This window comes from Paenibacillus apiarius (assembly GCF_017052585.1).
Taxonomy (GTDB): domain Bacteria; phylum Bacillota; class Bacilli; order Paenibacillales; family Paenibacillaceae; genus Paenibacillus_B; species Paenibacillus_B apiarius.
In genome coordinates, this window is the sequence record NZ_JAFFHZ010000001.1 from 3,511,793 (window position 1) to 3,527,578 (window position 15,786).

9 protein-coding genes are annotated in these 15,786 nt (G+C 51.8%); 4 read left to right on the plus strand and 5 right to left on the minus strand.

The genetic code is table 11. From position 1 onward, the window contains the following. Positions 1-778 precede the first annotated feature (778 nt). The 4 genes from JSQ80_RS15720 (at position 779) to JSQ80_RS15730 (ending at position 10,789) form a co-directional block, all read left to right on the plus strand. The gene (locus JSQ80_RS15720) at positions 779-1,771 is read left to right on the plus strand and encodes a transposase (protein ID WP_240463682.1); all 993 of its coding nucleotides are present in this window, start codon (positions 779-781) and stop codon (positions 1,769-1,771) included. A 123-nt stretch (positions 1,772-1,894) separates the two neighbouring features. Further along, positions 1,895-2,275: a hypothetical protein gene (locus tag JSQ80_RS29145; RefSeq protein ID WP_240463683.1), complete on the plus strand. Its 381-nt coding sequence runs from the start codon at positions 1,895-1,897 to the stop codon at positions 2,273-2,275. Positions 2,276-2,592: 317 nt separating this feature from the next. After that, positions 2,593-3,258 (plus strand): hypothetical protein, encoded by a 666-nt coding sequence (locus tag JSQ80_RS15725; RefSeq protein ID WP_206095962.1) that lies wholly within the window; start codon positions 2,593-2,595, stop codon positions 3,256-3,258. A gap of 1,054 nt (positions 3,259-4,312) precedes the next feature. Further along, positions 4,313-10,789: a S8 family serine peptidase gene (locus JSQ80_RS15730; protein WP_336245746.1), complete on the plus strand. Its 6,477-nt coding sequence runs from the start codon at positions 4,313-4,315 to the stop codon at positions 10,787-10,789. Between the two features lie 452 nt (positions 10,790-11,241). Here the strand turns inward: JSQ80_RS15730 and JSQ80_RS15735 are convergent, their stop codons facing one another. The 5 genes from JSQ80_RS15735 to JSQ80_RS15755 form a co-directional block, all read right to left on the minus strand. Next, positions 11,242-12,075: a 1,4-dihydroxy-6-naphthoate synthase gene (locus JSQ80_RS15735; RefSeq protein WP_206097622.1), complete on the minus strand. Its 834-nt coding sequence runs from the start codon at positions 12,073-12,075 to the stop codon at positions 11,242-11,244. Next, positions 12,075-12,743, minus strand: a complete 669-nt coding sequence (locus JSQ80_RS15740) for a futalosine hydrolase (RefSeq protein ID WP_206095964.1) — start codon at positions 12,741-12,743, stop codon at positions 12,075-12,077. The genes JSQ80_RS15735 and JSQ80_RS15740 overlap by 1 nt, the downstream gene beginning before the upstream one ends. A gap of 450 nt (positions 12,744-13,193) precedes the next feature. Continuing rightward, positions 13,194-13,964, minus strand: coding sequence for an ABC transporter permease (locus tag JSQ80_RS15745; RefSeq protein WP_206095965.1), 771 nt, complete (start codon positions 13,962-13,964; stop codon positions 13,194-13,196). Then, the gene (locus JSQ80_RS15750) at positions 13,939-15,033 is read right to left on the minus strand and encodes an ABC transporter substrate-binding protein (RefSeq protein ID WP_206095966.1); all 1,095 of its coding nucleotides are present in this window, start codon (positions 15,031-15,033) and stop codon (positions 13,939-13,941) included. The genes JSQ80_RS15745 and JSQ80_RS15750 overlap by 26 nt, the downstream gene beginning before the upstream one ends. Before the next feature lie 20 nt (positions 15,034-15,053). Next, positions 15,054-15,785 carry an ABC transporter ATP-binding protein gene (locus tag JSQ80_RS15755; RefSeq protein WP_206095967.1) on the minus strand — a complete coding sequence of 244 codons (732 nt, stop codon included), beginning with the start codon at positions 15,783-15,785 and terminating at the stop codon, positions 15,054-15,056. Position 15,786 lies beyond the last annotated feature (1 nt).

Here is a 15,786-nt window from a genome sequence, read left to right on the forward strand (position 1 = left end):
TAACTGGTTAGTTGAAATCGCCCAGGTCCCCGATCGAGAAATATTTATCGATGATGTTGCAAGATGGATCGACAAGCAGATACCTAAGTCTTTTTTGAAGTGGAAATATGAGCTTCACGACCTATCGCCGAGGCAAATAGATCCGGATCAATTTGATCATGGGCTAATTTATCATTACCAATTTGATATTAATCAATTTACAGAAAAATACATGCAGAAAATCGAAGAAAATCAAAGATAACGGGAGATCGTAAATGTTGCGATTCGCCCGTTATTTTGTGATGTTCCACGGAAGCAAAATCGCCGCTCACGGCTGAATTTGCCCGAATACGGCGATCGAGGGGCTGGACTATTTCACAAAATCCCGAATTTTGTGAAATAGTCCCGATACGAATACCGTCGTAATTCCCACAATATGGTCAGTCCCTTTTTCTGAAAATATTTTTAATTAAAGAAAACATTTTATCAAAGAAGTCACTTAGATATTTTTTGACTAGAAAACCTACCAGAGCAAAGAATAGTGAAATACCTATTATAAACACAAATAGTTTTAGTCCTATTTCTATAAATTCCATTTAGATACAGCACCTCCTTTTCATTTATTAAGCCTCTCGGAATTTATAATTCCGCATCGGCTCTGGCCTTCGGCCAGGGTCTTTTATTGTTTCACCCCCAGAACGGGAGTGCGAACAAACTTTCCTCTTGACTTTTCCGGATCGCCCCAATAATCGCTGAGAAGGCATTTTTTTGCCTATCTCTTGAGCATTGGGTGATCGTTATGAAGCTTGTTTCTCGCTCTCATCAGGACTACTTGGCCTTTGTAGGCGAACAACTGAGAAAGGAGTATGATGCACCGGAAGCCCTGCTGTTTTTGGAGCACTTCTACAGCGACTTACTCTTTTGGATTACGGCGATTTATCTGTCCGCCACCGCTTCCTTGATGCGTTCGGCTTACTCCGCCAATCCCAGAGGCCGCAAGCCTCATGATCCCGCCGACATGCTCCGCTGCTTGCTCCTTATTACCAAGCTCGGGCTGAGCGTGGATGACGGAGTCGTTGCGCTGCGCACGACGCCCGTCTATGCCATTCTCTGCGGCTTTCAGCCTGGCAAGACGCCGGGGGTCGGGACCTTCTACGACTTCTTTGCGCGGCTTTGGCGGGCATTCACCCCGCATAAAACCGGACGCATCAAACGCCGTTTGAAGAAGCCCCGAAAGAAAGGCAAAAAGAACGAAAAGCAAGAACCGAAAAATCCAAAAATTACAGAGAAACTCGTCTCCCGCGCCCTGCGCCAGGGGAAGATTCACTACTCCCCCAAGGAACACGACCTGTTGCAGCAGCTGTTCCAACACATGTTTCTCCTGCCTTCTGCCGCAAAAGGTTTGCTTGGCGATATGAACGCCTTTCGCGTCATCGGCGACGGTTCCCCGGTTGAAACCGGAGCGCGTTCCTATGGCAAGTTCCTTTGCGATTGCCGAAAGTCGGGCAATTGGAAATGCTCTTGCAAACGGCAGTTTTCGGATCCCGATGCCGATTGGGGCTGGGACAGCTATCGTGAGAAATATTACTACGGCCGTACGCTCTACATGTTCACGGCAGCGGACAGTCCGTACAATCTGCCTGTGTACGCGCGACTGTTCCGCGCCAGCCAGCATGACTCCGTGCGGCTACCGGGAACTGCGTCATTGGTACCGGGATTGGAAAGTGGGAGAGGCGATCTTGGATTCCGCCCACGACATCCTCCCGATCTATACCATGCTGGAACACGATGATGTTAGCAGTATCATCGACCTGAATCTCAGGCGTTCCGGGCATACGGTATACAATGAGATGAAAATTGGCGCCGACGGCGTGCCCGTCTGCCCGATCGGACGCAAAATGGTCTGCTGGGGCAAGTGTCCGGGCCGGCAGCCATCAAGTGGCGCTGTCCCGCCAAAGTCGGTAAATGGGAATGCCCGACTCCGTGTTCGCCTTCCGAGTACAGAAGGACATTCTACACATCCACTGCGGATAACCCGCGATTATTTCCGCGCATCCGCCGCGACAGCAAGGAGTGGAGAAAGCGTTATGCGCTCCGAACCGGGGTCGAACGTTGCATCAAGCGCCAAAAAGTCGACTACAAACTGGAAGCTTCACGCGGGCGCAGTTCCCGCCACTGGAACATTCGCGTGTACTTGATCGCCATGTGCCAGCATGCCGACGCATGGCGGGAAGAAGCAAAGAAGCATCAACAGCAAATGTCCGTACTGGATTGGTTGAATGAAGTTACAGCATGATGCATTTGGATTACATAGCGATTTTTTTAAAACACCCTTCATTAGGGTTCTTTGGCATACACATTTTTGTAAACAGCTTTCATTTAGGCCATTTCATTGACGTTGCTGCCTCTGATTCCCCTCATCCATGCTCGGAACTACCACTTAATTCCGAGCGTCTATTTTATGATTATACACATAACATCCACTTCAAGTGAAATTTACACTTTCGTATTAATAGGTCAGCCAGAATTACGTCTATTTACAATTTGTAAAAATATACTAGAAAATATGTGCATATTGTGATAGTGTGGTAAAAAAAGGAGGATGGTAGTCCAATGGTAAGAAAATCTATTAGTTTATGTATCGCTTTATGTCTATCTATCGCTCTATTTTTACCGGTTGGTGGACTGGCGAGCGCAAGTGGAGCACTATCAACGGACACAATTGTAACTGAAGAGAATGTAAACCAAGTTATTGAATATCTAGGATTAGATCCTAGAGATCTAAAAAAAGCTGAAGCTGATGCTTTTTCAGATGATTCCGTTACTGTTACTGTCGGGGAATTGGAACAAGCCCTTAATCAATTAAAACAACTTCCTAAAGAAGTTACATCAACAGAAAACCCTAATGCAATAGCTCCTCTAGCTTCGTCTGATTTTTGTACTGGATTACAAATGTTATATTATACAACTAATCTTGGTGGATCGTTTGAATTATCTTATGAAGTAAGTGCAAATTACTCGTGGAACAAATTTACTGCTGCAAATAATGCGACCGTTTCAGTAATAGATAACGATGATAATTTATTAACATCTTTCACAATAGCTAGTAAAGATGTTGGAGCTAAAGTTATTGATGACGGCAAAAAAGTTGAACTGAAAGCTAAAGTTAAAGTAGATTCGTGGATATCAGTTGGAAACATAGGACTTGTTAAGGTAACGACAACAACAGTTAATACAACAAAGGAATGGACTACTACATCAATTCCAGGCTGCGTTTAGTAGAATATTAAGCCTTGGTTTGGCTCCAATTGTGGGTTACGATCTGTTAGATCGTAGCTCTTTTTATTGTTTGGAGAAATTTTCAACGATTTTTGGACTGTTAATGACGATTTTTAGGCTAGTAGATGGTACTATAGAATAGACAAGTGAGTTCGGTGGGGTCGCGGCGAAGCCTTTCGCAAGGGAGGTGATAGCCGTGACATTCTTGTTAGGTGTCCTGATGCGGTTGAGAAGACCGTCAGCATCGCAGCTGGCGTGTATGCTTTGTATCAAGCGATTCAAGCGGCGTACAACAAGCGAAAAAACCACCGAGATTAGGTTGGTCTCCTGATCGGTGGCTTTTCGCTTTAGAGTGAATATGCTCGCCGTGGTTGCCCACCGGCTCTTTTGTTAAAGGGGCTACGATCTGGCAGGATCGTAGTCTCTTTTTATTGTATCCAGTAATCGGATCAAGTAGTCCAAATTTTGTATCATATATCCACGTGACATATGATAGGAAATCCTATCTTTAATATACCATTCTGAGGGAAAATGCGCAAATCCGTACAAAGTCACGTAAATACGTCGAATGTCGTTCAAATTTCGTACAGTACGGTTTAAAATCCGCATTTAAAAAATCCCCGTGGTTGTGCAGACCAACGGAGATGCTGATGGAGTATCTATCATAGCATGAAATTCGTTGATCTGTACACTGCATGAGGATTTGCACTATTTTCTTTCGAAACGATGTAATACAAATGTATTACACGCCGTTAATTTGATCGCAATAATGTATTACGGTGTGAATATAGGTATTGTATTGTAAAAATGCTTCGAATCTAGCGATTTTTTCCCGAATTTGAATCGGGAAGAGGTCGCTTTTTTTGACATAGGAAACCAAATTATGACTTTATTTTTGCATTAGGACAAAAGTATTGTGTTTACACAACAAATTTTATTTAGTACAATTCTATCAGTTTCCAAGAGGGAATGAGGAATCTGGAAACAGGAGGGTGAACAAGCATTCATCTGCTATAAAAATTTGATAGATTTGTTGGATAAGGAGGAATTCATCGTGTTTTACAAATCTGTGCTTCATCGATGGTTGGCGCTTGCGTTAACTATCATCCTGTTCGTAACGTCCGCTCCGGGGGCGTTCGCCATGAGCGGAGAGCCGAACGATTCCGCGATGCTGATGATGTCGGAATCCCGGCAAGCTCAAGCGGACACACCAGGCGGCAAGGTAGATGCCGCGCTCTATGAACAATTTGCGAACCAGCGATACGTTACGTATATCGTGAAGCTGAAAGAGCAGGTAAATGTGGAGGCGGCATCGTCTCTTGCGGCGACATATTCCGTTTTCTCCGGAGAGACCTCGGCGAAGCGGAAGCAGACGGTGCGCAGCTTCGTCCTTAATTCCTTGATGGAGACGGCCGACCGCGCACAATCTCCGTTGCTCGATGAATTGGAAGCAGGAGAGCGTTCCGGAACGGTACAGGACTTCCGGCCCTATTACATCGTTAATGCGGTGGCCGTTACCAGCACGCGGGACGTGATGGAGCGACTGTCCGCCCGTTCTGATGTGGAGGCTATTTCTCCTAACCATACATATACGTTGGACACGCTTAAGAGTCCTGAGGAGGAGCCGGTGCAGCCGCAATCCTTCCAAGCGAATGGCATGAATGGTGTGAGTGGCGCTGAGGGCAAGCCGAACATTCCTTGGAATTTACGGAACATTAACGCGCCTCAAGTGTGGGAGATGGGGATTGACGGCACAGGCATCGTCGTCGCGAATATGGACTCTGGCGTTGACTGGACCCATCCTGCGCTGCAGCGCAAGTGGAGAGGATATAACGCTCAAGGCGAATTGGACAAGCCTGAGCTGCATTGGTACGATGCTACGCTCGAACAGAAAAAGCTGCCTTATGATGGCGTCGGACATGGCACCCATGTTATGGGCACGATGGTCGGTTCCGAAGCGGATGGCAACAACCCGATTGGCGTTGCCCCGCAGGCGAAGTGGATTGCGGTGCGCATCTTTGACTCGGCGGGAGCGGCGACCGACGCCGGCATTTTGGCTGCCGGCGAATGGCTGATGGCGCCTACCGACAAGAGCGGGCGCTCCTATCCTGAGCTGGCGCCGGACGTTGTCAACAATTCATGGGGCAACGTGCAGGCCGGGAAGAATGAGTTCTTTCAGGATATTGTGAGAGCATGGCGGTCAGCCGGCATTTTCCCGGCCTTTTCTGCGGGAAATACGAAGCCTCCGGAGAACAATGGCGGACCAGGCTCGATCACGCCTCCGGGGAACTACCCGGAATCGTTCGCGACCGGAGCCATTGATATCGATAACAGACTGGCCAGCTTCTCGCTGCAAGGACCGACTCCGTATGGACAGATGAAGCCGGAAGTGTCTGCCCCGGGCGTTCATATCCGTTCGTCGATGCCGGATGGGAAGTACGGGCTCATGAACGGGACGTCAATGGCCAGTCCGCATACGGCAGGGGTTGCCGCTTTGCTGCTGCAGGCCAATCATTCGTTGACGGTGGAAAAATTAGAGACCATTTTAAAGAATACAGCTGTACCGCTAACAGACGATGAATTCCCTCAGACGCCGAACAACGGCTTTGGCTGGGGCATCGTCAATGCTTTCAATGCGGTATCCACGCTCAAGGGCGGACTCGGCTCGGTGGAAGGGACGATCACGATCGATGGAGAGGATGACGGCAAGCCTGTCATCGAGCATACGCCGATTACACTGACCTTCAATGCGATGGAGCTGGATATCTTTGCTCGTGTCATGGACGATAACAGTGTCGTCGGCGTTGAGCTTATGGTGCGCACGATTGGTGACAAGGACTGGACTGCGCTTCCGATGCGCCGCATCTCGGGCAATCATCAAGATGGGAAGTATGAAGGGAACATCCCAGTGTCTTCGCTTGTGAAGGAGGGCATTGAATATCGGATTCGCGCGGTTGATTTCAGCGGCAACGACGTCGAGACGGATATTTATCCGGTGAAGGTATCAGAAGGGGTTAAGCGGGGATACAAGCAGGATTTCGAACGCGATATTGATGGATTCGACTTTGGCGGAGAGCTAGGCATTTGGGAATGGGGCGAGCCGACAACAGGTCCCGGCAAGGCTTATTCCGGCAGCAAGCTTATGGCTACGCGGCTGCATGGCAATTATCCGGAAGGCGTGAAGGAGACATTCTTCGTGCTGCCGTTAATCGACTTGAGAGACGGCGAGCATGCCATATTGTCGTTCAAGCATTGGCACAAGCTTGGCGATTGGTTTTTCGCCTTGTTCGACAAAGCGGAGGTGTTCATCGGACGTGAATCGAACGGTTTTCAATATGAATTGGTGAAAGATTTCAGAATGAGCAGCAGAGGCTGGCAAACGGAGTACATCGATTTATCACCGTACAAGGGCGATAAAATCTACGTCATCTTCAACTTGCGGGGCGAAAACGGCAGTGACGAAGGCTGGTATGTCGATGACATTGAACTCATTGAGCCGGACCAAACCCAGCCATCTGCGCCAAAGGTGAAAGCAAGAAGCAATGCTCCCGGCCGTGTTATTGTGGAATGGGACAAGGACCCTCAGGGCGATGTGATGGACTATGTCATCTACCGCTCCACGACATCAGGAGGAGGATATGAAGAAATCGGCTCAAGCAAAGGCCGGAATTACGGCGACTATCCGGTGCAGGAAGGCACGTACTACTATATCGTTAAGGCGAGAACGTACAGCCAGGTGCTGAGCGAGGCCTCGAATGAAGTGTCATGGACATTTACGGGCGGCACGCCGATTTTTAGCGACAACTTCGAGGGAGAAGATAAAGGCTGGACGTTGGAAGGAGAGAACAACCAGTGGGAGCACGGCGAGCCTAATCCGAAGTATGGTCCGGAGAAGGCGGTGTCCGGCAGCAAGGCCTGGGGAACGAATTTGTCTGGTTACTATGCAAAAAACACGGATCAAAGTCTTATTTCCCCGGAAATTGACTTGACGGGCGCGCAGCATGCTTCCATCTATTTTCAGCAGTGGTACGATATCGACGCGCCTGACAAGGGAATGGTGGAAATAAGTTCAGATGGCGGAGTGACGTGGCGCCAGCTGAGTTCTTATCCTAAGCCGTCGTATGACAGCAATCACCCGCGCATGTTCTGGTATTTGGAGGAACTCGGGATTGACGATTACGCAGGCAAAAAAGTGAAAATCCGCTTCCGTTTGAAGAGTGGCAACACGACTCTCGGCAAAGGCTGGTATATCGATGACTTCCAAGTTAGGGATACACCGCCGGTGAAGACGGTCATATCCCCGTTGAACGCTGCAGAGGAAGCATCGCCGGGGGATGGACCGCCTATGCCGGATATAACGGATGATCCGAAAACGGCAGACATGCTGAAAACATCTCCAACCGGGCCGAATCGCCTGCATATGGCGGATGTGCTGAATGGTCCGGACGATCAAGAAGGAGCGGCGACGCCAAGCCAGATCATCTCTGCATGGAAAGCAGCGAAGCAGGCTGCGCAAACAGCGCAAACGCAAGGCGCCGGCCAATCTCGTCTGCCGGCAGCGGCGACGGTCACGATTGTAGAGACCGACCGTTCCGCGAAGACGGACTTGGGCACGGGACGCTACAAGCTTCAACACCCGCCTGGGGATTACCAGATGAGAGTGGAAGCTTACGGATATCGGACCGTCAATCAAGACGTAACCATTGCGGACAAGCAGCCGACGGTAGTTGATATTCATCTGCAGCCGCTGCCTAAGGGAACGCTTACGGGCACCGTTACAGATGAGGAGACGGGCACGCCGATTGCCGATGCCAGCGTGCGGGTTATGGAGGATGCCCATGTGCCTTCCGTCATGACCGATGCCAATGGGAATTATACGATCGAAGCATATGAAGGAAACTATCGGCTTCTCGTATCTTCATTGGGCTACTTATCCTCTGAACAGCAAGTAAGCGTAACAGGAGAGCGGAACGTTACGAAGAATATCGCGTTGAAGTCCTTTATGGGAACGGCTGGCGAGCTCGTCTATGACAGCGGCAAGGGAGATAATGCGCTCGCATATTATAGCCCGGGAAATGGTTACGCCGTACGAATGACAACGGAAGGTCCGGCCCAAGTGACGGGAGCCCGTCTGTTCTTCTGGGATGAAGGCTGGCCGCTGCCGGGCGGGACGGAGTTCCAATATGCGATGTACGATGCGGAAGGTCCAGACGGCTTGCCGGGAGCCATGATTGCCGGCCCGCATACGGGGACGGCCCGGTTGGACGGAACGTGGACCGAGGTGGATTTCCCCAATACGCCAGTCGTTAATGGGGATTTCTATATTGCCTACATTCAACCGGGAGTTTATCCCGATGTTCCAGGCCTTGCTGTCGATCAGACAGGAATCAACCACAATCGTTCCTGGAAGCTTGAAAGTGGATTATGGAAGCAGGCGCCTGCCTCGCAAGGCAATTATATGATTCGGGCCCGGATTACGAAGATCGGCGGCGATTCAGCGGCTGCGGAGATCACAGTGGAGCCGCGGGATATAACGCTGTTCGCGGGACAACAGACGCAATTGACTGTGAAGGCGCGCAATCAAGCGGGCTACGAACGAGAAGTGACGCATCTGGCGTCTTACCATATCGAAGCAGATCACGTGGCCGTAGCAGACAGCGTTGGGATAATTACTGCGCTTGCTGAAGGCGAAGCGATTGTCACCGTTACCTATAACGGGCTGCAGGACACGGTTCGCGTGACGGTAGAGAAAGCGCCGGATATTCCGGATGGAGAAGTTCGATCCATTGCGGTACAGCCGTCGAGCTTGACGCTAAGCGAAGGAAAATCGGCACAGTTGAGCGTTACTGCGGTGGTGTATGCCGATGGGGAACTGAAGAGCGTTCCGCTTGTGCAAGGGTTGACATTCGTTTCTTCCGATTCCGATATTGCTGCGGTGAACGATGCAGGATGGGTCACTGCCCGTCAAGCTGGCCACGCAACAATCACCGCCCGGTATGGGGAACTGCAGGATGCCGTGCATGTTACGGTAGAAGAGAATGCGGAACCGCCTCGGGAAGAAGTAAGATCAATCTCGGTTCAACCGTCCGCGCTTGCATTGACGGCAGGAGAATCTGCACAATTGAGCGTTACGGCGTCCGTATATGCCAATGGCGAGTTGAAGACCGTACCGGTTACGGAAGGGCTGAGGTTCTCCTCCTCGAATCCGGAGGTGGCCAAGGTCGGCGGCACGGGCCGGGTCAGCGCTCATCGTTCTGGACAAGCTCGTATCAATGTGGAATATGGAACGTTGCGAACGTCCGCGGCAGTGACGGTGAACAAGCCGGATACATCCGTACCGCCTGCGCCACGGCCTGGTACGGCTGCTCCTGCTTCATCTTCTGGCACCGGCGCCGGAGCTGTGTCCGCTCCCGTTCCGGGCAAAGGGACTCCGATCATTGTAAATGGCAAAACGATCGGCAGCTTGAAAGAGGAGTTAAAAGAGGGAGTCAAGAACGCGCGTGCTGTCATCGCTCAAGCGTGGCTGGACGATGAGCTTGCCAAGGCGAAGCAAGAAGGATACGATACTCTTACACTCGACTTGTCGTCCGTGGCATTTGAGGATTATGGCGCTGTCAAGCTTGAACTGGCTTCATCGTTAGCCAAGCAGCTAAGCGCGCCGCGCAAGACTGTCAAAATTATGGGCGCACGGTTCGCATTGACCATACCTGCTGAAGCGTTGCCGGACTTTATTGGTCAGAGCGGGCTGGGGATGACGATCGCTGTGAATCGGGGCATGGCAGGACAGAACGACAGCATAGCTCAAGGAGACAAAGCGTCTGTCGTGTCGGATATCGTCACGATTGGGGCGGAGCGTGAGACGTTAAGCAAGCCGCTTCACCTTGCGATGAAGCTGGATGACAAAGCTGGCCGAGATGTGCGCAAGGCCGGGATATATTATCGCAATGAGACGAAAGATCGCATTCAGTGGGAGTTTGTCGGATTGGCTGCCCGCAGCGGGCAGCAGGACGGCCAAGCAGAGCTTCTCGTTACGATTCAGCAGCTCGGCTCCTATGCCGCATTGGAGTACGGGAAGACGTTTGCGGATATCGCCAATCATTGGGGCAGAAAAGAAATTGAAGTGTTGGCTGCCCAGCATATTGCCGTTGGCCGGAATGAGTACCAATTCGCTCCGAACGATCAGGTCACCCGGGCAGAGTTCATGACTTTGTTGGACCGCGTTCTGGGCAAGGAAGCGAATTGGGCGAAACGGGCAAGCGAACCGGGAGCGCACGACATCTTGCGGCGTGAGGAGATGATCGTCATGCTTGTAACAGCGCTGGAGGCAGAATTGCCAAGCGGGCAAGTGGATGACGGATGGCTCGTTCAAGACAACGTTTCCCCGGAAGCCCGCGCTGCTGTGGAGTATGCTTACCGCAATGGACTCGTGAAGGGAATCGGGAACAATCGATTTGCGGGTGACGCGCCGACATCTCGCGCACAGGTTGCAACTATCCTGCACCGAGTGTTGGAGATGCTTCATCGACTATGATGTGCGGAGCAATGCGCGGCTCTGTATGGAGTCAATAGTAACAGCAAAGGCACTTCTGAACGAATCGTTCGGGAGTGCCTTTTTTCAGCGCTGGCATCTATCTGGAACATGTCGGAAGCAATGCGGTCCGCCACACCTACTAACGGACTATGTACAGTTAACGATAACTAGCGAACCATGTGCGACCTGCAAACGGGAGGAAGGATGCTTGCTTGAGTGACTTGAGCGAATGTATTCTTGTTCTGACCCTTATGCGCACTCTCCCATTTGCTCAGAAACTGTTTAACCAAGGTTTGCAGTTCCCTTTAGTGCTCGCAATGGAGAACCGTTCTACTATTGAACCGGAAGCCTTCAATCCTCAAGTAAGGATAAGGAGGACAGCCGCAGCCGCTGTTCAACGCTTAAAAAGAACCCGAGGCAGCAACCCCGGGTTCTCTCTGGTAGCTTTATTATTATAAGCGCAACGCGTCGAGATCGAACTGTGGCACGAGCCCCTCTTCCGCTGCACGGCCGAGCAGGGCTGTAATGGCGCCATAGCCGTCCTCGCCGAGATTTCTCGTGAATTCGTTGACGTACAGGTTGATGTGTGCCTGCGCGACCTCCGGGTCCATCTCTTGCGCATGGCTCAGGATGTAATCCCGCGATGCTTCAGGATGAGCCCACGCGTATTCGACCGAGGCGCGGGTCCAGTTAGTGATGGCCGCGAGGTCCATGCCGCGGCGGGCGATAATCGCCCCGAGCGGAATCGGCAATCCAGTGTCGGCTTCCCACCAGTTGCCCATATCAGCCAGCAGGGTCAGGCCATAATTCTGGTAGGTGAAGCGTGCCTCATGGATGACGAGTCCAGCATCAACGTCACCGCTCTGCACTGCCGGCATAATTTCGTTAAATGGCATGACTACGATGTCGCCAACACCTCCCGGCACATGCTGTGCCGCCCACAGACGGAACAGCAGATAGGCGGTCGAGCGCTCGCTAGGCACTGCCACCTGCCGGCCAGACAGCGCAGCCGGATCATTGGAGCCGCTTTTCGTCAGCACGAGCGGTCCGCAGCCTCTGCCCAATGCTCCGCCGCATGGCAGCAGCGCGTATTCTGACAGGACCCACGGCAACGCCGCGTAAGAGATCTTGAGCACCTCGGGGCCATTGCCGCTGGCTGCCAGCCCGTTCGTAATATCAATATCCGCGTACATGACGGCAAGCTGCGGCGCATCCGGGATGAGGCCGTGCACCCAAGCGTGAAAGACGAATGTATCATTCGGACATGGTGAAAAAGCAATGTTCATTATAACACCTCCATTAATACGGCGCTTGCCGCTTCCAATGCTTTCAATGCCTCCGGGATACGCCATGCGTCTCGATTGCGCGGTCCGACGGCGTTGGAGACGGAGCGGAGCTCAAGCACGGGTACGCCGCACGCTTGAGCGGCCACGGCCACGCCGTAGCCCTCCATCGCTTCGGCGGCTGCGCCCGGTACTCGCGCGGCCAATTCGGCCGCCGTCGCGGCAGTGCCGGTCACGGTCGCCAGCGTGAGCACCGGACCGGAAGCGGCCGGCAATCCGGCCGCCCGCAGCGCCTCCGTCAAGCGCGCCGTCAAGCCGGCGTCGACCGGAACGCGGGCGGAGCCGAATCCGAGCTCGTCCACGCTGCAGAAGCCTTCCGGCGTTTCAGCGCCCAGGTCGGCGGCCACGATCTCGCTCGCTACGACGAGCGAGCCCAGGTCGGCCTGACCGGCGAAGCCGCCTGCGATGCCGGCACAGACGACCAGCCTATACTCCGCGGCCGCCAGTGCCCGTGCCGTACTCGCGGCTGCCGCGGCGGTGCCGACGCCGCCGATCGCGACGTCGCAACGGGCGTCGCCCTTCAGTCCGCGCAGCACCGCATCCCGCTCGGCGGGAACCGAGGTCATGATAAGCACGCGCGGGGTCGAATCTTTCGGTATATCTTGATTCATGCTTATATTCTCCTTTAATAGGATTCGTTATGGATTTCTTATATTCCTTACTCCAAATTATCCCGATCTGCGGCTCCGTGTAAAGTGCCCGAGCGGGTTAGGCTGAATCAATGAAAACGGAAGCCTTTGGTGCGCACTGCAAATATATGTTTATTCTAACATATAACATGACCTATGTACTCAGAGGTAAACTTTATTGAATTTCCAGTTTGGGCGTAGCCCACAGAAACATCAAAATGCTCCGGCCAAAACAACTCAAAAAGTCCTCCAAATTGCTGCACGTGTATGTCTCTCTATAGAGATTCGTTGAATGGTCCATGACTTTACGCAGCAGCAATAAAAAATCAGAGTGGCCGCTCTCCCACGGTCACTCTGAATGTCTGCTCCTTCCCTGCATTGTTACTCCGATAGATGCGTTCACGGCCCTAACTCGTAATTGTTACCGCAAGCCTACTCTCCAGTGTTCCAGCGCATGATATATTTACGCAAAGGCCGTATAATCATTTGCTCGATAACGACAATCAGGGCAATGCTTACCGCTGACCAAGCAAATACCTTAGCCGTATCCATATTGACTCTTGCCAGCGCGAGGGAATAACCTATCCCCTTGTCACTGCCCATCAGTTCGGCCATAATCGTAATTCGCACGGCTGAACCGACAGCCAGGGTAATTCCCGTAAACACCGGAACAGCAAGGCCCGGAATAATAATATGCACAAGTCTGTGTATGAACGGGACACGGTAGACCTGAGACATTTCAAGCAGGCCGTGATCAATACTCCGCATCCCGTCTGCCGTATTAAGATACATTGCCGGAAAGATAAGCAAGGCCACGACAAATAGGGGGACCCCGGAGCCGGTTCCGAACCAGACCATAGCCAGGACAACAAGAATAATCGGAGGTACTCCCATGAGTAAAGACAGGACAGGGCGCATTGCTTCATAGACGACCGGAAGCCCTCCTGCCAGAAGTCCACAGAGCATACCCGATCCTACACCCAGTGACAGGCCATACAACATCCGTGAACCGGAGATGAGAAGCTGTGCACCAAACTCCCCGCTGCGGAGAATGTTTCCGAAAGATGCCAGCGTCTCCAACGGTGAGGCAAACAAGATGTCAGGCAGAGACATAGACAAAAGCTGCCAGAGCAGAATGAGAACGGCAATGCTTGCACCCTGAATCCACAGCCGCCGGTTACGGCTTATAATAGAAGTCTTCATCCGGCAACTTCCCTCCGATAATTTCGGGCGAAAGAACGGACAGCTCCGTATAGAAGAATTCAAGCTCCTCTTTGGCATCTTGAGCCGGTACAAATTGCAGGTTAATGGAAGGGAGCAGATTGGCAATCAGTTCCGGTGTCAGGCCGTCCTGATATTTGATGATTCCCTTTGCCGCTTCCTGCGGCTGCTTATTCAAATAACTGACAGATTGCTCAAATGCCTGCTGCAGAGCGGCAACGGTCTCCGGATGTTCCTTGACCAGCTTGCCTGAGACAAGAATACCCGCCTGTGGAATCCGCGCCGGCAGTCCGGTGACCTTGGCCCATTCTTCCTGGAGGTTCATCGCCTTGAAGGTTCCCTTAACCTTTTTCGTAGCCATCGTAGCCAAGTGCTCCGGAATAACGGCATACTTCGCCTTGCCTGTAGCAAGCATCGCAACCAGTTCCTGGGGAGCACTGACATATTCCAGCTTCAAATCTTTAGAGGCATCAAGCCCGTTCTTTTTCAATAAATAACGGAATACGAGATCAGGCATATCGCCTTTCAGCGGCACATATACGGTCTGTCCGCGCAGTGTTTCCCAATCGACAGGCTCACCTTCGGGACCGACGACATAGAGAATACCCCATATGAGCACGTTCAACAGCTTCACGTCCATCCCTCTGTTGTAGAGGTTGGCGCCAACATACGAGGGAACCGCAGATATATCCGCTTGTCCGCTCGTTATTCTCGCCCGCAGCTCATCGGGAGATTTCCATGGCGTGTATTCAATGGTGTCCGCATACGGCTCCAACAGATGCTGCTCCAAAATATGATAAACAGGTGAAGAGATGGAGATGCCAAGCGGAGCCTGAATCGTCAGCTTAGCCAGCTTGGCTGCCTCTGTTGCGGCAGGAGAAGCAGATTCAGCAGCAGACGCTTCAGGGGAAGAAGTCTGCTGTACCTGCTGATGTTCCAATGAGGAAGCCGGCTTCTCTGCGTCTGCCCCGCAGCCAGAGATTAACATGGCACATAAGGAAATGGCTGTAACAATGATGGGAAACCGTTTGATTTTTAATGAATATGACATAGGTTCATGTATCCTTCCATTCACCAATCTTGATTAATATGAGTAAGAAGCACTTGCTTCACTTCCTGGATGTAAGCCTCCGTACGCAGAGCACGGGGAATCCTTAAATCGTCCTCCGGAATAAAAGCTGCCCTGGAGGGTGAAAAGCGGAGAATGCGATCCGCCAGCCGCGCGATTTCTTCAGGATCATGGGATACATAGACAACTCCGGTTTCCCGGTCTTCAATTAAGGTAATAAGCTCCTCCTGCAGCTCCCGCTTGAGTGAAACATCGAGTGCGGAGAAAGGCTCATCCATCAGAATGATTTCCGGATCGGTTGCTAATGCCCTTGCTATGGCTGCACGCTGCTTCATTCCTCCGGATAATTGCCGCGGATAGCTGTTCTGCACATGTGCGAGGCCGACCTTCCGAAGTATATCGGCTGCCTTGTTCATCTTGGATTTATCGTTTGCCTTGTTCATGACGTATTGCACATTATCCAGGACGGATTTCCACGGGATAAGGCGGGGCTCCTGAAAAATATAACCGATGCTGTCGGAATACATTTCAATAGTGCCTGAGGTAGGGTCTGCGAGCCCGGCCGCCATATTCAAAAGGGTTGTCTTGCCACAACCGGAAGGCCCCAGCAAGCCGATAACTTCTCCACTGTGGAGCTTACAGGAGAAGTCAGACAGAACCGTATTTCCGTCAAACATCTTGCTGACCGCGATAAATTCCAACAGAAGATGATTTTGGGCATGTTCCTGCCGCATC

Excerpts from the sequence above, each read along its gene's own strand:
- JSQ80_RS15725 (WP_206095962.1), top strand. The coding sequence starts at position 2,593 with ATGGTAAGAAAATCTATTAGTTTATGTATCGCTTTATGTCTATCTATC.
- JSQ80_RS15740 (WP_206095964.1), bottom strand. The coding sequence starts at position 12,743 with ATGAATCAAGATATACCGAAAGATTCGACCCCGCGCGTGCTTATCATG.
- JSQ80_RS15755 (WP_206095967.1), bottom strand. The coding sequence starts at position 15,785 with ATGCGGCAGGAACATGCCCAAAATCATCTTCTGTTGGAATTTATCGCG.
- JSQ80_RS15750 (WP_206095966.1), bottom strand. The coding sequence starts at position 15,033 with ATGTCATATTCATTAAAAATCAAACGGTTTCCCATCATTGTTACAGCC.
- JSQ80_RS15735 (WP_206097622.1), bottom strand. The coding sequence starts at position 12,075 with ATGAACATTGCTTTTTCACCATGTCCGAATGATACATTCGTCTTTCAC.
- JSQ80_RS15720 (WP_240463682.1), top strand. The coding sequence starts at position 779 with ATGAAGCTTGTTTCTCGCTCTCATCAGGACTACTTGGCCTTTGTAGGC.
- JSQ80_RS15745 (WP_206095965.1), bottom strand. The coding sequence starts at position 13,964 with ATGAAGACTTCTATTATAAGCCGTAACCGGCGGCTGTGGATTCAGGGT.